Below are 16,967 nucleotides of genomic sequence, written 5' to 3' on the forward strand. Positions count from 1 at the left end.
CCAGACTTTCGGCAATCTTAGGGAAGAGTGAAGCAAATGAAAAGGGAGAGCGTGGCTCAGGTCAAATCCACACGATGATGATCGCCCATAATAAACTTGCGCAGGACCGCGGGATAGAGCCGATGCTCAAGCGGCAGAATTCTGGCGGCAAGGGTTTCTGTTGTATCGTTAGGAAGGATTGGCACACGGGCTTGGCCCAGAATTGGGCCGCCATCTAGCTCGGCCGTGACTTCATGCACAGAGCATCCCGCCTCAGAGTCACCCGATTCAATCGCGCGTGCATGGGTATGGAGACCCTTGTATTTCGGCAGCAAAGACGGGTGAATATTGAGCATTTTCCCGTTCCAACGCGCCGTAAATTCCGGCGTAAAAATGCGCATAAATCCGGCAAGGCATATGACATCCGGTGCCACACGTTCAAGAATTTCCGTAAGGGCCGTATCAAACGCGAGGCGGTCTTTGCCAAACGGGCGATGATCAAGGCTTGCCACATCAATACCCAAATTCGCAGCCTTGGTGAGGCCCGCGGCACTGGGATTATTGGACAAAACCAAAACGGGGCGCGCAGGGTGATCCCCCTGCATATCCTCAACCAGCGACACCATGTTCGAGCCGCCCCCCGAAATCAGGATCGCGACGCGCAAACTCACAGAAGCGAACCCGAATACCGCACGCCATCGCCCTTGGTGACGTGGCCCAAGGTATAAACGGTTTCGCCAGCCTCTTGGAGGAGAGCCGTTAGGGCTTCGGCGCGGTCTGCGGAAACAGAAAGCACCATGCCAACACCAGAGTTGAAGGTTTTGAGCAATTCCGACTGCTCAATTTTCGCCGTTGCGGCCAGCCATTTAAATACGGGAGGAAGGTCCCAAGCATTCAAATCGATGTCGGCGCCAAGCCCTTCAGGCAAGACGCGCGGCAGGTTTTCGGTCAACCCGCCACCGGTGATATGCGCCAGAGCGTGGACGCCCCCTGCCCGTATCGCCGCAAGGCATTGTTTCACATAGAGGCGGGTTGGCGCGAGAAGTGCTTCGCCCAGATTGCCTTCGCCAAAAGGGGAATCGTCAGACCATTTCAGGCCAGAGACTTCGACAACTTTGCGCACAAGTGAATAGCCGTTTGAGTGGACGCCATCGCTGGCCAGTCCCAAAAGGACGTCGCCCTCAACCACGCCCGCAGGCAGGTCCGTGCCACGTTCCATCGCGCCAACGGCGAAGCCCGCCAAGTCAAAATCACCTTCGTGATACATCCCCGGCATTTCCGCCGTTTCGCCGCCAATCAAAGCTGCGCCCGAGAGTTCGCACCCTTTGGCGATGCCGTTGATAATCTCAGTCGCTTCGTCGAGGTCCAGCTTGCCCGTCGCGAAATAATCGAGGAAAAGCAGGGGTTCAGCGCCCTGACAAACAAGATCGTTGACGCACATCGCCACAAGATCAATGCCGATTGTGCTCATATTGCCCGTGTCGATCGCGATGCGCAACTTGGTGCCAACACCGTCGGTTGCGGCAACAAGGATCGGGTCGTTGTACCCTGCCCCTTTGAGGTCAAACAAAGCGCCAAAGCCACCAAGGCCAGACATCACGCCGGGGCGGACTGTCCGTTTTGCGGCGGGTTTGATGCGGTCAATCAATGCATTGCCCGCATCAATATCGACACCCGCGTCCGCGTAGGTCAGACCGTTTTTCTCATTTGACATAGGAGGCCCCTTTTTCACTGTTGGCGCTGCTTTACCGCAAGGGGGGTGCAAAGGGAATAGGAGAAGGGAAAACGGACGCAATCTAACAAAAAGGGCCCACTCTAGAGAACGCGCCCTGAAAATCGCTTTGGTTTTCGCTTTAGGACGCGGGTGTGGAATCAATTGTATGGGTAGCTTTACCACTCAAAGTCATAAAATCCGCATCGCTCTGTGCCAAAACAGCGATGTCATTGATGCTGCGCACCACAGCATTTGTACTATCGGCGCCAAATCCCACTGCAACGTGGAGTGCGTTTGCGGCCAAAGTCGTGGCGATGCGGGCCGCGTTTAATCTCCCGCGGGATGATCACCAAGAAAAAAGCATCAATGGCACCGGATTCACAAGCGACTATGTTCAAAACGATCTCCCCTGCGGGAATTTTATGTACCCATCCAGCAGGTTCGGACGCTTCAATCCAATGCTATTAGGCTAATGCAAACTCAATGATTTCTGGCTCGCTTTTTCCTTAAAGAACCATAACGTCCCTCGTCGCAGAAGCATCGGTCTTTGCCTTTCTGGCACCATTGTGCAGATTGAGATAGATCACGAAGCGATCCTCTGAACCAAGCGATTTTAGCTCTCAAATGCGGCCTTGATCGGAAGATAGATCACTTCGTCGTTCCGATCATCCTTTGGGGCTAAATTTAATCCCTGTGCGCTCCTTTTAAGAAGGGTAAGATCTTGTTCACAGACGCCACAGGCATTTTTTCCACGGCGGGCATATTGAAATCGCCAAAAGGTGGGTCTTATCTGGGCAAAAACCGTGAAAGACAAACCAACACTCACTATGAAAACACATAGTCCGACGCGATACTTTATACAGGGATCAACAGCGCAGGTATTTTACGCAACAAAGCCAGACTGTTGCACATTCCATTCCCCGATGTTGTCTTCCTAGAGGTTCCCAAACGTCGAGCGCCCTTGTTTCGGATCAATTCCGGTTAAGTTTGCGGTATGATGGCTATTCCTAAACGCAACGTTATCAAAACCGTGCGCGTTCACCCCATTTTATGAAGAATTTAATGACCTTGGGAAAATGGAGGCAGAATAGATAAAAAAAGTTATCATCCCTCCTTGACCCGCAGCACATGGATGCGTACTCAAAGCGCTAGGCGGGCCTGTAGCTCAACTGGTTAGAGCAGAGCGCTCATAACGCTTTGGTTGCGGGTTCAAGTCCTGCCGGGCCTACCAAACGCCATCCTTTATCCTCCGCCAGTCTTCGTTTTCCACCATTAAGGGAAACGGCAATTCGTTCTGCGAAAGCCTATATTAAGCGCAGGATTCGCTGTGTCGACAGCTGGCGAGCTTGCCGACACAGTCAACCCATAGGTCTATTTTGGGTAAAGCAGCGCAAAGTTTAGACGCAAGCCCCAACCCTCTGGCCCGCCATCAGGCGCTTGCGCCCAATAGCGCACACCCAATCCGATTTGTGCGGGTTGTTTTTTGCCCAGCTTGATCATTTGATTGACCATGAGGTTAATCGGAACCGACCATTGCTCTGTTTCCCAATCATAGGTGCTTTCCGTGTTCAACGAGAAGCTTGTGGCTTTCTTGGTCGTATAGGACACGAAGGGCTGTAGAAATGTCGAATTCACGTCTGCCCGGTCGCTATCACCTGCTACTGACCAGATATGATTGCCTAGCCCCCCAACGGTCCAAGCGCCCGACTGTTTAAGTGCGACGGCAGTTACACCCGCGCCCCATTTACCGGTACCTAGCGATTCTTCCGTCGCCGTGGGCAACAAGAATACAGGACCGGCCCCCCAAATAAGGCCTCCACTCGTCGGAGCTTTGGGAGAAAAGAAAACGCTTTGAACGGTATCGCCGAGGCCAAATGCCGAGCCTCCGGGCATGTTACCATTGTTGGAAATGACGGGCAAAATCGTGCGAGAAATCACGTTCCAATCATCGTTCAGGCTAAATGGGATCACCGGCTGAATATTCACATAATTCTGCGTGCCCTCATTTGGGCCGTATCCAGAATTGGAATTATATTGAAAGGGCACACTGATCAGGCTGGAAATCGGGTTGGACATTTTTTTGGCCAAGTCGACACTGTCTGAGTTCTGCGCACTTACTGGCGTTGCGAGGGCAAAAACGCCGAGCCAAACCGCGGTAAGGGAGCGCATGCGCCGCTTGTTGAACTTATCAGTTAAAACGCCTCTAAACATAACCAATATTCCTTCCATAAAACAATTCCCTGCCGACTTGATGTCCTAAAAATCTAGGTTCGAACAAAATTTACATGACGAACTTCCAAAATTCTCTCGTAGCCGAGTATGCCTTCACGATCAACGATTTTCAACGGATGATGCACGAATTGGACCGCCCTTTTTACGCCAAAAAGCCGCACCACTGAGGTTCTTTCCGAGCTAACTTTCTAAAGCTCAGCAAAGCGCATGCGGGGCCGCATCCCCGCGTTCGGAAGGCAGGTCATACTCTTGATTGATTCTTCCCGTCTGAGATATTTCTGCATCAAAGGCGCCTCCGAATTCTTTGGCTATGCCGCGAATACTGCGCCATTGTGTCGCCCCAAGGGACAATCCCCACAATCACCAAAGATTAACGCCCGTAAATCGGAAATACCATGGTTAACGCCTTAGTTTTGCCTTCCAAAACGCTTGCTTGTTGGAAGGCAAGCTTGCTAGAAATACCAAAGCCTCCTGATCTGTAAGGTGGGGTGTATTTATGAATACTTATGCATTGCTCAACCGATTATTCATTTGAGCGCAGCTAGCATTCATTCAGTGTATTTTAAAATTGGAGAGTACCGATGGTTGATACCTCGCTGCCATACGACGAGCAAACTTCGCCGGACACCGTGATCGACCCGGACAGCAACAACCCAATTACAGTCGTGCAAACATCCCAACTTCAAACAACAGACAACGGCGATGTCGGCCAAGATGGGTTTGACCTTTCCGTTAACCTCACTGGTGCGAATGTGACCGAACAGGTCAATATTGCGATTGCGATTGATACGTCGGGGTCGACCTCTGGAAGTTCCGGTACAGATTTTGACGGCGACGGGCGCAACGAGACAATCCTTCAAGCCGAAATTTTTGCCGCTCAGGAACTTTTTGATGCCTATGTTGATGCAGGTTATGATCCAAGCGAGATTTCGATAACCCTCATCACATATGCCTCGGGTGCACGCGTCGTTGGGACGTATACCCTCAATGATTCCGCTGCCTTCACTGATGCGTTGTCCAGTATTGGCTCTGCGGGCTCTAACGGACAAACCAATTACGTTGCTGGCTTAAATGCCGTCGGAGACGCATGGACCGCCGAAGGCGTTGACCCAGCCGACACCAACGTTCTCGTCTTCTTGTCGGACGGCGAAGCCTATCCGGGCGGTCAGAATATTTCTGGTGCGGCCAGCAACCTCGAAAACGGTTTTAACACGCAGATTAGCGGTATCGGTGTTGGCAGAAATTCAAGCCTCGACGATCTGAACCAACTTGATAACACATCTGGTGCCGACCAAGTCCTTTCAGGCGAAGAACTCCTTGCAATCATTGTAGAGCCACTTACCGACGCCGACTTCTTGCGTTTTGAAGTGACTGTCGAAGGTCTCGACGCAAACGGCGATCCGTTTACACAAGTTCTCATATTCAATGAGGGCGACCCAGAAGTGACGTCGACTCAATTAGGGTGGTCCATCGGGAATTACACCCTCGACCCCGCCTTCCAATCCCCGCAAGACATCACAGTCACGGTGGAAGCCTACTTCGCAGAGGACCCGAGTAATCCTGGAAGCGGCGAGCAAGTTGTGACCACGGTCCACGAAATCGCCTTGGTGATTTGTTTCACTCCAGGCACGATGATTTTGACCCCGACGGGCGAAGTTGCCATCGAAACCTTGGTTGCAGGTAATCGTGTTGTGACGCGCGACCATGGCGTGCAGGAGGTGCGCTGGGTTGGGGCAACTGAATTGCCGCCCGTTCACATGGATCTCAATAAAAACCTGCGTCCCGTGTTGATCAAACAGGGCGCGTTGGGCAAAGACCTGCCTTCCCAAGATCTGCGCGTTTCGCGCCAGCACCGTATTCTTGTCCGCGATTGGCGGGCGGAAATGATGTTTGGCTCCGAGGAAGGCGTTCTGGTTCCGGCCTTCACGCTTTGCAACGACTCAACCATCATCCAAGAGCGGCCAACGGCCCCCGTCACCTATATTCACATGGCGTTTGACAACCACGAGATCGTTTATGCGGATGGCATCGAAGCCGAAAGCTTCCACCCCTCCGAACGTATGGTGTCTGGTATGGCGGATGACGAGGCGCGCAAGGAGCTTTACACCCTCTTTCCCCACCTCGAAAACAGCCAAGATCACGCTTACGATTCCGCGCGCAATCAAGTTAGAGCACGTGAAGCCGCGGTGGTCCGCCAAGCGTAACACATTGAATACGGTTACAAAATTTAATGCTGCTCCCCCTGTGGGCGCAGCATTTTTTTATCGTGGGATCACAAGGTCGGCTTGAAGCCCGCCTAAACGTTCGCTCTCTCCCAGACGCAGATTTCCGCCATGCGCACGCGCGATATCAAACGCGATGGACAGACCTAAGCCAACACCGCTGCCCTTGTTTTGGTTGCGTGCGGGGTCTAGCCGCGCAAAGGGTTTTAGTGCCTCTTCCCGATGCACGGGCGGAATCCCCGGCCCCGGATCTTCAACGCAAAACTGGAACGCCCGCTCCGTCGCGACCACACGAATTTCCGCGCGCCCACCATAGCGCACCGCATTACGAACCAGATTTTCAATCGCCCGCCGCACGGCAACGGGTCTTAGGCGTACCGTCAAGCCACTGCTGACACCTTCAACTTTGAACAGCCTGACGTCCATGCCCGCCCGACGAGCATCAGTTACAATATCGTTAATGAGCGCCAGCGGATCGGTATCACAGGCCTCTTCCCCCGCATCGGCCCGCACGAAATCAAGAAACGCATCCAGCAAGCTCTCCATCTCGTCGACATCATGCTCAAGGGCCTTCACATCCTCATTCGGGTCCAACATCGACAACCCGAGCTTAAACCGCGTAAGGGGGCTGCGCAGATCATGTGACACGCCAGAAAGCATCAACGTGCGCTGCTCAAGGTGGCGTTCAATCCGAGCGCGCATATTCAAAAACGCCGTCCCTGCCGCGCGAACTTCTAAGGCCCCTGAAGGGTGATATTTAATCGACTGCCCCTTACCAAACGCCGTCGACGCCCTTGCCAACCGCCGAATGGGACGCAATTGATTGCGCAAAAACAGATACGCAATAATCGACAAAACAATCGACGCCGAGAGGGTCAAAACGATCAATTGATGCGGATTGCGCGCCGACACACGGTTGCGGTGAAAAATAACCTTCGCTGGCCCATAATCAGTGTCCAGCCAGACATGCACGCGGCGCGGATCTTCCTGCAGATCAACATGGATCAACCCCGGAAAGTTGTTCTCAAGCGTTGAAATAATCAGCCGCCCCGACAGATCCACATACCCCCGTCGAGTGATCGGCTCTGAAGCCGCGGGCAGCAGGACCGCGAAATCAAGCGCGCGCGATAATTCCGCAACCACGCTCTCCGCCCCCTCCAAATCGGGGGCTGCGTTGATATCTGTTAGCAAGAAACGCAACTCGATCGAAATGTTTCCCGTCATTTGCCGCGTAACGTCTTCATAAAGGCGTTGCACAAAGACAATCGACACGACAATTTGCACCACGACAACAGGAAGCAACAAGATCAACGTTGCCCGCCCGTTCAAACTACGGGGCATATATCGTTTAAGCCAAGTAAATTTCATGCCAAACTCTACCCCTGCCCTTTCAGAGAAGAAAGCCCCAATGCCCAGCCCTCCTATGAAGCCCTCAATCGGCACCCCCGATGCCCTCGCCGCTGATGTAACCCGCGTCCTCGCACCCAATCCCTCGGCAATGACCTATTGGGGCACGAACACTTATCTGGTGGGGCAAAACAGCCTTGTTGTGATCGACCCGGGGCCCAACAATGCCGCGCACCTCAAGGCGCTTCTGGCCGCAATTGACGGGCGGCAGGTCGCTGCCATTGCCGTCACCCACAGCCACCTCGATCACAGCCCGCTTGCGCCAATCCTTGCCGCTGAAGTCGGTACCAAAGTTTGGGGATATGGCACCAGTTCCGCCGGTAGGTCCGCCCGCATGGCGACCCTCGCAGCCACATCCAACGTGGCCGGAGGCGAAGGCGTCGACCTCGATTTCACCCCAGACGTGTTTCTGGCGGACAACGCTGAGATCACATGGTCCGACGGCACCCTCACCGCCCTGCACACGCCCGGCCATTTCTGTAATCACCTCTCGTTTCGCTTCGGTGACTCGCTGTTTTCCGGCGATCACGTCATGGGATGGGCCAGCACGCTTATCTCGCCGCCTGACGGCGACCTAACCCAATACCGTGCCTCGCTTCGCCGTCTCCAAAACATTGGCCTCTCGCGGTTTTACCCTGGCCACGGCGCGCCAATCGACTCGCCAGAAACCACACTCACCGCCCTCCTCGCCCATAGAAAACACCGCGAGGCCCAGATTTTCGCGGCACTCACCGCCACACCACAGAGCGTGACTGAAATAACCGCCAAAGCCTATCACGACACCCCGCCCACGCTCCTTTTCGCAGCCGCCCGCAACGCCTTCGCCCATCTCATTGATTTATATGACAATAACGAAATTTCTTGCGAAAACCCGCTCGATATCTCCAGCCGTTTTTCTAGAAAATGAAGCCAGAATGATTTTTTTCCAACTTTAAGTGAAATCCCTCTGGACGCCGCAAAACCCAGTTGCTATATCGCCCCCATGTTCCGACGTAGCTCAGTGGTAGAGCAGTTGACTGTTAATCAATTGGTCGTAGGTTCGACCCCTACCGTCGGAGCCAACAAACCCCTCTTTTTTAGTTAAAAACAACTAAAATAAGGGTTTTTGGCCGTTTATGAACCAGTTTGCGAACCGGTTGCGTACCAGTTCCGTCACAATCGAACCTTTTTCTGTCGCGAACAGGCAAACGCCCCTCACTCTTTCTGTTGATTCTGGTTACTTCAGAGACCAAGAGCCAGAGAGAGATTTCATCCAATGACCACCGCACCAGCCGTTACGGGTAAAAAGAAGCTCCCAAAGTACGTCAGACAGCGCAGTTGGGGTGCGTACCAGTATAAACGGGACGTCCCAAAGCACTTACGCGTCAAGGCGGGTAAGGCCACTGTGTACCATGCGCTGGGCACGACCTTCATGGAGATGGTCAAAAACCTCCCCACCATCGACCAACAGGTTGTGACCTACTTTGCGTCCCTGGAGGCTGAGAACTCAAGGACCCGTACCCTTGCCATTGTGAAGTCACACTTTGGAGAACAGGCCGCACAGCAACTTGATGCAGGTCAGTTGAACACGAATCTTGTGGCTGGGCTTTGGGATTTAGCGGGCCGCCTCGAAGATGATGTTGAGCCTGATGTCTACAGCAACCTCCTTGGGGCCAGTGTCCCAGTCGAGATCATTACCCTGCAAACGGCCTTTGATCTGTATGGGGCGTACAAGGATGCCGATCAGGACAAGAAGCTCAAGAACGCTCTTTCTAAGGTTCAGGCCGACCTCAAAGCCTCCATCGGGGCGGTCAAACTCAAGGAGGTTGCTTTGGCTGACCTCCGTCGAGAAGATGCCCTCCTCTATCGAGACTATCTGCTTGCGCGCATTTCCCCCAACAGTGTCTCCCGTTACATCAACGTTGTCAGGGCGGTGGTGAACCATGCTATTCAAGAGCGTGGGATTGTAGCGATCAACCCGTTCCACAACTTGAAGGTCAAAGGCGCAGGACAGTCCGCCAAGGACCGCCTCCCTCTGTCAGCTGAGGAAGCAGAAGGCGGTTTGGTTACTATGGGCAGCCAAGAGGACCACCAAGCCATCTATCTGACCCTCTGGGACACAGGAGCACGGCTTAATGAGGTCACGGGGATTGTGGTTGACGACGTTGACCTTCAAAATCGCAGCCTGAGCATCCGACCAAACAGCATCAGAGCGCTCAAAACCGCCTCCAGTGAACGGCTCATCCCCCTGTCCTCCAGGGCCGTGAAAGCCCTCACAAACCTCTGCTTTGGCAAGGAGGGTGATGATCCTGTCTTCTCCCGCTACGGTCGCCCCAACGGCAATACAGCCGCATCGGCAGCCATGATGAAGAAACTGCGGAAACAGATCACCGACCCCAAGAAATCCCTGCACAGTCTCCGCCACAAGAAGAAGGATGACCTCCGCAATGTTGGCTGTCCCGAAGAAATCAGCAAAGTGATCCTTGGCCACAGTAGCCAGGAAGCCGCTACGCGGTATGGTGCGGGGTATCGCCTAGAGGTTCTTAGAGAGTGGATGGAAAAATCTTACCAATAGCCAAGCCAGTGACCTCTGTTGTCCCTGCCCGTCCTTTTGATCCGTTTCGTCGCGCCAAATCAGCAGCCGCCGAGACCATCGTTGAGTCCGTTTTACATGTGGTCAGCCGCTATGAGGATAAGCACGGCCTTCGCAAACGGAAACGTAAAGCGGTGGACCAAGCGACTTATGAAACCACTATTGAAGCCATTGTTTGCGACCTCCTGTATCGCCACCTTGAAGTGCCCAACGGTCAACTCCATGTCAGTCAGAGCAATCAAACATTGCGGAAAAAGTCGCGCTACAAGGGCCAGGCTTTGGGGAAAACCCTCCCTGATCTCCTGAAAGTCTTGGCAATCCCTGAAGTGGGCGTCGTCGAAATCACCCCAGGATCAAAGACCTTCAAGGGCAAGGATTACAGCCCTCTACTTGCGGGCGCTGGGCGGCAGACCATCCTCACGGCAGGACCAAGTTTGCTTGCACTCCAGGAACACTTTGGGGTGACGTTTTCTGGCATTGGTCGTGCGTCAGATGAAGAGGTGATTTTACTGCGCGGAACAAAACAGCGGGACGATAAACCGGCTGCACTGGTCGAGTACACTGATACAGAAGAAACAAACGCCCTTCGCCAAGAGATGCGAACCCTGAATGCTTGGCTTGAAACGGCTCCGCTTTCTTGCACCGATCCACAGATCAACACCACCGAGCGACGCCTCCGCCGGATATTCAACAACAAAGACTTTGCCCAAGGAGGACGGCTCTTTGGTGGTTTTTGGCAGGGGATGAAGCATGCTGCGCGGTTGGAAACTATCCTGCTGAACGACGACACGCTGGTCGAGCTTGATTACGGTCAAGCAGGGCTCTTGTTGCTCTATGGCTTAATCGGGGCGACACCGCCAACGGGCGATCTCTATGATCTGACAGAGTATGGCTTCGCGCAAAAGTGCCGACCTGGGATCAAGAAGGTCATTCAAGCCTCGATCAATGCCATTAAACCCTTGGCCCGGATGCCAAAAGGGGTCCGCAAGACCATCCCAGCCAGCAAATCCTTCAGTGCCACCCTAGCGGCCATTGGGCAACGCCATCCCGCGATCGTTCACCTCTTTGGCACAGGCGTTGGCTTACAGCTGATGCGAACAGAGGCCGACATCCTGGTGGCTGTCCTGTTGGAGCTCAAATCTAGGGGTATCTTTGCCCTCCCCATCCATGACGCGATCTTGGTGGAGCCAAGGTTTGAGGCAGAGGCAACCGAGGTGATGAAAGCTGTATTCAAAGGACGTGTCGGGCTTGTCCCTGAGGTGTCGGTTGAGGGCTCCTGAATATCAGCAGATATCACTGGTCATTGATAGGTAGGTTTGGTTTTCATAGGGGGTAGTATTGATGACTATATTAGTATTTATCATTACTAATCATATGGTTAAATAAATAGCCTTAGGTAGAAAATAGGGACTAAGAGGGTCTCTTATTAGATATACTATTGATCTCTCCCTCCTCATATATGGGACCCGTATGAGATCAATGCCAACAGTCGTTTCGCGGGCATTTAAGGTTGTTCTGCGCTATTAAACTACCATTTAGCTGGTAACGCGCGCGTGAAACTTCAAGCCAAGGATTTTTTAACGACGTCGTTTGCGTCTTTCTTCACATTCTGTTTCGCGTGCCAGAACGGCATCACGGCGCACTTTTATTTCTTCCCAAGCGAAGTCGTGAAATGTGAACGGGAAATGATCCATATGGTAAGAACCCGCCGGACTATAAAGCAAACCCTTCGCTATTAACTGCCCCGCGCCGCTCGCATTTGCCCAGTATGTGAACGATGGGCTGTCCTCTTTTAACGCTGCTGCTACCAAACTATTTTCCTGCTCTGAAAGCTGGTCGAGATGGATGAGAGATTTTTTTTGAGCCGCAATAATAGCATTATTCTGAGTTGTATTTTCAACGCGTTGCTTTTGCCAGCCACGTGCCGCGTTCCAGAAGTCTGTGAAAACGGAGAAAACAAATAGGCAACCGCTGAGAATACCCAACAATACCACAGTTGTACGTAACCATGTCCCAATTCCGTCAAGATTTAGAACTTCTACGCGATCGCAAGTCCAGATAACAATACATGCAACGAAGACACCACCTGTGACCTTTGCAGGCAACTCAAGGGCTTTGATCCATCCTGAATCCATGTGAGCAATCCTCGGTAATAAATTCTAAAAACTGATTTTGGCTTAATACGTTAGATAGGAACATTGCACGCTTTTTCTGGAAAGATGCAATAATTCATTACCAGATTGATGATCTAGGTACACGCGGTCCCATGCCTCTAGGGGTTGCTAGTGGGAGCAGTATACACTTTTCTGCTTTGAATTTCTCAACCCATACGACACGCTTATCTGCAACCCATCATGCCAACAAAAAAGTTAGCAATATCAAGCATCTATATAAAGAACCTTATGGAGATTTATGCAGATGTTCTCAACCTTTACCCTCTTAACCTTGGGCGGCACCGCCTTCCGAATGGCTCTCAACTGGGGCCTAAAAACCCACACGAACCACAGCCTGAATATTCCCCAGATCCTTGCCGGTGGCTTAATTGTCTTGGCGGGTCTGCCTGAATTAATCAAGCCCTTCCCCTACCCACTCCCCCTCAGCTTCACCCTGGGTTTCCTGCTGCCTGACCTCTTGTTGCGGAGAAACCCGGCATGAGCACCACACGACCCCTCGTAAGCGGTTCGCGGGTGGTGATCGCCGCCTTTGATGACATCCCTGAGCACCTGTTCTTGGTGTCAGAGGTGCATGAAGACTGCGTTTGCGGTACCGCCTTAACCGGCCCCCTTAAGGGTGCTTACGGCGAACCCGATCTGGATCAAATACTGCACATCTTGCCGGACTAATCCCCCTGCAAGGAACAGGAATAACCAAGTAAGCCGTTATTCCACCTCAGAAAACCTCAACTTTCACCCAAAAGGGGGCATATGCCCCCAGAAGGATACCCCATGTCTGTCACCTTGAAGTATGCCTATCTCAAACATCAAACCTGGCTGTATCGCCGCAACTACCCCAAACACCTGCAACCTCACTTGGGACAATCCCTCAAACGGTCCCTCAAAACCCCAGATGCCCGAACCGCCAAGGCACGGATAGCAGAGATCAATCAGAGCTATGCGGAGATCGTTGAACAAGCAGAGGCACGATTGAAGGCAAGCCCTGACCAGGATAATGCGCCGACAATCACAATCCCTCAGCCCAAAATCGAACGTCTGTACCTCCAAGGGCAAACCACGGTGGCGGATTTGGCTCAAGCCTACCTTACCCAACGATCACAGGAGCTTAAGCCTGGCAGCTTCAAGTCGATCCGTTTTAGTCTCGGGCTGCTCACCTCCCTCTTTGGCAGCAAGAGGATCGGGGATTTAAGCCTCTCCAACGGTCAGGAATTCCTTACGCTTCTGTCCCGCCTCAACCCTGATGTGACCAAGAGCACCACGCGCAAGGGCTTGGGGATACGCGACTTGGTGGCTCTTTCGACAACTTCCGACCGGACAATCGCGCCTCAAACCCAGCATCGGATTTGGACCCAGACTTGCCATTTCTTGGATTGGGCGGTGCGGGAAGGTCACCTTGCAGAGCATGGCTTTGGCAAACTTGCGGTTCATTCCAAACCAACGGTTCAAAGCTATGCGGTGATGACAGATGCAGAGGTGGTGACTTTGCTGGGGGCCAATGATCCCCTACTCACGCCCCTCCTACGTCTCTGCTTGCTCACAGGTATGCGGTCTGGGGAGGCTTGTGGGATGATGGCGGAAGACCTGATCACCAAGGGCAATCTTGGGGTCTTTGCCAGGATCAGACCAAACGCCATCAGAGGGCTCAAATCCAAAGCAGCAGAACGTGAAATTCCGCTACATGACAGTCTTTTAGCTACCCTAGCCAAGCTGCCCAACGAAGGGGCCCTATTTCCAGGGGTTTCCGTGGACAGGGTCACCAAGAGGTTCGCCCTGTTAAGGCAAAGCACCGGAGCCACCCGCCCTGGCCTTGTGTTCCACTCGACGCGCAAGTGGTTCATCACCCAATGCGAAAGAACTGGGGTTCCAGAGCACTTCACCGCAAGTCTTGTGGGCCATCAATCGGCGCGATCGGCCAACAGGCTGACCTATGGACTATACTCTGCGGGGATCAGTGACAGCCAGAAGCGGGAGATCATTGATCAGGTCAGGTTGCCTCTGGATGTGGTTGACTAACGACGACAACAAAGTTCCGTCCGAGTTCCCATAGCGGGTGCTCGGGCGGGAGATTGCTTATCCTTTTTTTGTCTGGCTGGGAAAATACCCATCCGCAGAGGCTTCCAGTACTTCATTCAGATAGACGAAAACACCGATAGCGGCCTCCAATTGAATTTCTGCTTCCGGCCCATAGCGGACCTTGACCGCTTGTCTGACTGATCAAAAAAAACAAGCTGCTAGTTTTTGCGCCCTTGCATTATTAACACCGAATAAGCATGGTGATGTGGCGCGGACGGTTCCCAAAAATTGACATTAAAGGTTGGACTGAAACATGAAAATTACGAGGTTCAGGGGTAGCGGAGTAAATGGCTATCTTGATTTTGATCTTCAGTTCAATGATGACCTCACCTTTTTGACAGGTATTAACGGAACTGGTAAGACTTCTGCGTTGAACTCTATCGTTTCACTGTTGCTACCTAGACTAGACTACCTTGCCGGAGACTTTTTTGAAACTATATCGATAGAAATTGATCAAGATGACAAATTGGTGCAATTATCGGCAACAAAACATGGGCCGTCCACAAGAATAGATTGCTCACTATATCCGGACGACAGCCTCTTATTGAACGAATTTGAGGCACCAGATACATTGCCATTGCATAGGCATCGAGAAATTGAAGCGGAATATTACAAGGAATTTCTGCTCCGAAATGCTAAGCACCCTGTGGTTGAATTTCTTGAAGGTCTTCCAACACCAATGTTCCTTGGGCTTGATCGCCGCTCTTTATCACCAGATTTCGAGACTAGGCGTTATGCACGTGCACCGCTACATTCTCAACAAAAGCGTAGAAGTATATTCGCCCGTTCATTGGGGCAAAGTTTAGACGAGTCGCTTTGGTTTGCTCAAGAAAAGTATCAAAGCTATCTGCGACAAGAAGCACGGCTCGATGGAAAGTTTCGTGAGAATCTTGTGGTTGCACTAATTGATTTTCCGCCAATATCGTTTGGGGGGTTACTTGAAGACCCTTCGAAAGACGAATTGATGAATATTGAAAAGGCGCGTAAAAACCTAAAACGGTTACCCGAACTTCTCAATGTGCCAACAGAGCTCATTAGTAAAAACGTTGACCCAATGTTCGAGTTCTTAGATAAAAGCCTTGCGGTGATCCGGAAACCCCGTTCCAAAAGTGAAACGGACGAGCACAAGTTTGATGCGCGGATGGAAGCTCTGATCGACTGGTCATATAATAAAACTCAGCTCGACAAGATTAATAGACTTTCTGATATCGTTTCCGAGTATAACGACGCTTCTGCAGAAGTGTTCGGAAAAGCCAACGAGTTTCTTGATACAGTCAACACGTTTTTAGCGGATAGTGGAAAGACGGTGCGTTTCGACGGCTTTGGACGTTTAAAATTCTTCATTTATTCAGAAGAAGAAGACCGCGACATCAGAACATTGTCATCTGGTGAAATTCAGTTAATTGTTATTTTGACGCATCTTTATTTTAACCCAGAGGTAGAGAAAGCGAACGTATTTATCATCGACGAACCCGAATTATCACTGCATGTTCAGTGGCAAGAAAAGTTTGTCGATTCGATAGTCAAAGCTTCTTCGGAGACCCAATTTATTTTGGCGACACATTCCCCATCTATTATTCTAGACCGTGTTCTGAACTGCGTCGAAATTTCATCCAAAAAACCATGACAACTTCTGTAGTTTATCCTCCGAGAGCGGCCCAAGCACTTGGTTATCTGAACTCCTCTAACAATGATATTGAGATATTTGTTGAGGACAGTTCTGCACCAAATTTATGGATTAAATTACTTAGAAAGCTACTTCCGCCTAACGTTAGGTTGAATAACGTTTCAATATTGGGCTCGCGTGAAAACGTTTTGGCAGCTTGCCGGGCAGATCAGGCCAATGATGGCAGAAAAAAGCTATATATAATCGATGCCGACCTTGATTTACTCAAAGGTCACGCAAAGCCCCGCTTGAAGCATTTGTATCGCTTGCGGGCTTATTGCGTCGAAAATTACTTGCTCGACAATGACAGCCTGATCGATCTTGCCACTACTTTTGATCCAGACATTTCTGAGCTTGATGCCAACAGAAAGTTAGATTTCAACGGCTGGTTGGCTCAGAATGAACGGAATTTGCGTGCACTTTTTGTTTGTTATGCCGTAACTCACAAACTCTTGAATTCTGAACAGACTGTCAGATATTCAGTCAACAGATTACTAGAAGACGGATGTCAGAGAAATAATTTGTGTTCACAAAAAACTAGTCAGCGTATTTTTAGACTATATAGAAAGATTGCTACTGAGAACTTTTTGCCGTCGGTGAGGTTAGAGCGACAAAACGTTGTGACTAATTCCAGCGCGGTTGGCATCGAGGTATTTGTGTCGGGAAAGGACTATATTTTACCTCAAGTGTATGGCCTGATGAAGTCTTATTTTGGGTTGAATATGAGCATTAAACAATTCAAAGTTATGCTCGCCGGACTAATTGGTAAGAATGCTGATCCCTACTTAGCCCGCCGCTTGAATAACATTTGTAGATGACGGCGCTAAGTTGACCTCTCCTCAATTATGTTGCCTTATGGGGAATGCGCTATAACTGGCCTAGGCAACGAAGGTCCGCTTCCCGCCCGTATCTACCGTCGTTCCGCGCA

Annotated in this window: 14 protein-coding genes and 2 tRNA genes; 11 read left to right on the plus strand and 5 right to left on the minus strand. The window is 51.5% G+C overall.

Features of this window, described 5'->3' with window-relative positions; all coding sequences use genetic code 11:
• Positions 1–56: 56 nt before the first annotated feature.
• Positions 57–650 carry a phosphoribosylglycinamide formyltransferase gene (gene purN, locus AB9F29_RS02650; RefSeq protein ID WP_369754485.1) on the minus strand — a complete coding sequence of 198 codons (594 nt, stop codon included), beginning with the start codon at positions 648–650 and terminating at the stop codon, positions 57–59.
• Positions 647–1,693 carry a phosphoribosylformylglycinamidine cyclo-ligase gene (gene purM / locus AB9F29_RS02655; protein ID WP_369754486.1) on the minus strand — a complete coding sequence of 349 codons (1,047 nt, stop codon included), beginning with the start codon at positions 1,691–1,693 and terminating at the stop codon, positions 647–649. The genes purN and purM overlap by 4 nt, the downstream gene beginning before the upstream one ends.
• Positions 1,694–2,847: 1,154 nt before the next feature.
• Between purM and AB9F29_RS02660 the strand changes: the two genes are divergently transcribed.
• Positions 2,848–2,924, plus strand: a tRNA-Ile gene (locus tag AB9F29_RS02660).
• Between the two features lie 140 nt (positions 2,925–3,064).
• Here AB9F29_RS02660 and AB9F29_RS02665 read toward each other — a convergent pair.
• Entirely contained in the window at positions 3,065–3,922 is an 858-nt protein-coding gene (locus AB9F29_RS02665) for a transporter (RefSeq protein WP_369754487.1), read from the minus strand.
• A 584-nt stretch (positions 3,923–4,506) separates the two neighbouring features.
• Between AB9F29_RS02665 and AB9F29_RS02670 the strand changes: the two genes are divergently transcribed.
• Entirely contained in the window at positions 4,507–6,129 is a 1,623-nt protein-coding gene (locus AB9F29_RS02670) for a Hint domain-containing protein (RefSeq protein WP_335586648.1), read from the plus strand.
• A gap of 57 nt (positions 6,130–6,186) precedes the next feature.
• Here AB9F29_RS02670 and AB9F29_RS02675 read toward each other — a convergent pair whose 3' ends face one another.
• Complete coding sequence (locus tag AB9F29_RS02675) at positions 6,187–7,515, minus strand: ATP-binding protein (RefSeq protein ID WP_369754488.1); 1,329 nt, start codon at positions 7,513–7,515, stop codon at positions 6,187–6,189.
• 40 nt (positions 7,516–7,555) lie between these two features.
• Between AB9F29_RS02675 and AB9F29_RS02680 the strand changes: the two genes are divergently transcribed.
• The 4 genes from AB9F29_RS02680 (at position 7,556) to AB9F29_RS02695 (ending at position 11,406) form a co-directional block, all read left to right on the plus strand.
• Entirely contained in the window at positions 7,556–8,461 is a 906-nt protein-coding gene (locus AB9F29_RS02680) for an MBL fold metallo-hydrolase (RefSeq protein WP_369754489.1), read from the plus strand.
• A 79-nt stretch (positions 8,462–8,540) separates the two neighbouring features.
• Positions 8,541–8,615: transfer RNA gene (locus AB9F29_RS02685), tRNA-Asn, on the plus strand.
• Between the two features lie 194 nt (positions 8,616–8,809).
• Complete coding sequence (locus tag AB9F29_RS02690; RefSeq protein WP_369754490.1) at positions 8,810–10,108, plus strand: tyrosine-type recombinase/integrase; 1,299 nt, start codon at positions 8,810–8,812, stop codon at positions 10,106–10,108.
• A complete protein-coding gene (locus tag AB9F29_RS02695) occupies positions 10,084–11,406 on the plus strand; it encodes a hypothetical protein (protein ID WP_369754491.1) in 1,323 nt (440 codons plus the stop codon). Before AB9F29_RS02690 ends, AB9F29_RS02695 begins: the two co-directional genes overlap by 25 nt.
• Before the next feature lie 297 nt (positions 11,407–11,703).
• Here the strand turns inward: AB9F29_RS02695 and AB9F29_RS02700 are convergent, their stop codons facing one another.
• A complete protein-coding gene (locus AB9F29_RS02700) occupies positions 11,704–12,261 on the minus strand; it encodes a hypothetical protein (protein ID WP_369754492.1) in 558 nt (185 codons plus the stop codon).
• Positions 12,262–12,538: 277 nt separating this feature from the next.
• Here AB9F29_RS02700 and AB9F29_RS02705 point away from each other — a divergent pair, with 277 nt between their 5' ends.
• The 5 genes from AB9F29_RS02705 to AB9F29_RS02725 all read left to right on the plus strand — a co-directional run bounded on the left by AB9F29_RS02705 (position 12,539) and on the right by AB9F29_RS02725 (position 16,857).
• Positions 12,539–12,781 carry a hypothetical protein gene (locus AB9F29_RS02705; RefSeq protein ID WP_369754493.1) on the plus strand — a complete coding sequence of 81 codons (243 nt, stop codon included), beginning with the start codon at positions 12,539–12,541 and terminating at the stop codon, positions 12,779–12,781.
• On the plus strand, positions 12,778–12,969 hold the full coding sequence (locus AB9F29_RS02710; protein WP_369754494.1) for a hypothetical protein: 192 nt from the start codon (positions 12,778–12,780) through the stop codon (positions 12,967–12,969). The genes AB9F29_RS02705 and AB9F29_RS02710 overlap by 4 nt, the downstream gene beginning before the upstream one ends.
• 102 nt (positions 12,970–13,071) lie before the next feature.
• Positions 13,072–14,313, plus strand: coding sequence for a DUF6538 domain-containing protein (locus AB9F29_RS02715; RefSeq protein WP_369754495.1), 1,242 nt, complete (start codon positions 13,072–13,074; stop codon positions 14,311–14,313).
• 313 nt (positions 14,314–14,626) lie between these two features.
• Positions 14,627–16,000, plus strand: coding sequence for an AAA family ATPase (locus tag AB9F29_RS02720; RefSeq protein WP_369754496.1), 1,374 nt, complete (start codon positions 14,627–14,629; stop codon positions 15,998–16,000).
• Complete coding sequence (locus AB9F29_RS02725) at positions 15,997–16,857, plus strand: DUF4435 domain-containing protein (protein WP_369754497.1); 861 nt, start codon at positions 15,997–15,999, stop codon at positions 16,855–16,857. Before AB9F29_RS02720 ends, AB9F29_RS02725 begins: the two co-directional genes overlap by 4 nt.
• Positions 16,858–16,967 lie beyond the last annotated feature (110 nt).

The sequence above is a fragment of the Falsihalocynthiibacter sp. S25ZX9 genome (genome assembly GCF_041205405.1).
In the GTDB taxonomy this organism is placed as follows: Bacteria; Pseudomonadota; Alphaproteobacteria; order Rhodobacterales; family Rhodobacteraceae; genus Falsihalocynthiibacter; species Falsihalocynthiibacter arcticus.

What these genes read in the sequence shown, in the direction of transcription:
- AB9F29_RS02715 (WP_369754495.1), top strand. Translation starts at nt 13,072, where the DNA reads ATGTCTGTCACCTTGAAGTATGCCTATCTCAAACATCAAACCTGGCTG.
- AB9F29_RS02675 (WP_369754488.1), bottom strand. Translation starts at nt 7,515, where the DNA reads ATGAAATTTACTTGGCTTAAACGATATATGCCCCGTAGTTTGAACGGG.
- AB9F29_RS02670 (WP_335586648.1), top strand. Translation starts at nt 4,507, where the DNA reads ATGGTTGATACCTCGCTGCCATACGACGAGCAAACTTCGCCGGACACC.
- AB9F29_RS02725 (WP_369754497.1), top strand. Translation starts at nt 15,997, where the DNA reads ATGACAACTTCTGTAGTTTATCCTCCGAGAGCGGCCCAAGCACTTGGT.
- AB9F29_RS02710 (WP_369754494.1), top strand. Translation starts at nt 12,778, where the DNA reads ATGAGCACCACACGACCCCTCGTAAGCGGTTCGCGGGTGGTGATCGCC.
- AB9F29_RS02665 (WP_369754487.1), bottom strand. Translation starts at nt 3,922, where the DNA reads ATGGAAGGAATATTGGTTATGTTTAGAGGCGTTTTAACTGATAAGTTC.
- AB9F29_RS02720 (WP_369754496.1), top strand. Translation starts at nt 14,627, where the DNA reads ATGAAAATTACGAGGTTCAGGGGTAGCGGAGTAAATGGCTATCTTGAT.
- purM (WP_369754486.1), bottom strand. Translation starts at nt 1,693, where the DNA reads ATGTCAAATGAGAAAAACGGTCTGACCTACGCGGACGCGGGTGTCGAT.
- AB9F29_RS02690 (WP_369754490.1), top strand. Translation starts at nt 8,810, where the DNA reads ATGACCACCGCACCAGCCGTTACGGGTAAAAAGAAGCTCCCAAAGTAC.
- AB9F29_RS02680 (WP_369754489.1), top strand. Translation starts at nt 7,556, where the DNA reads ATGCCCAGCCCTCCTATGAAGCCCTCAATCGGCACCCCCGATGCCCTC.
- AB9F29_RS02700 (WP_369754492.1), bottom strand. Translation starts at nt 12,261, where the DNA reads ATGGATTCAGGATGGATCAAAGCCCTTGAGTTGCCTGCAAAGGTCACA.
- AB9F29_RS02705 (WP_369754493.1), top strand. Translation starts at nt 12,539, where the DNA reads ATGCAGATGTTCTCAACCTTTACCCTCTTAACCTTGGGCGGCACCGCC.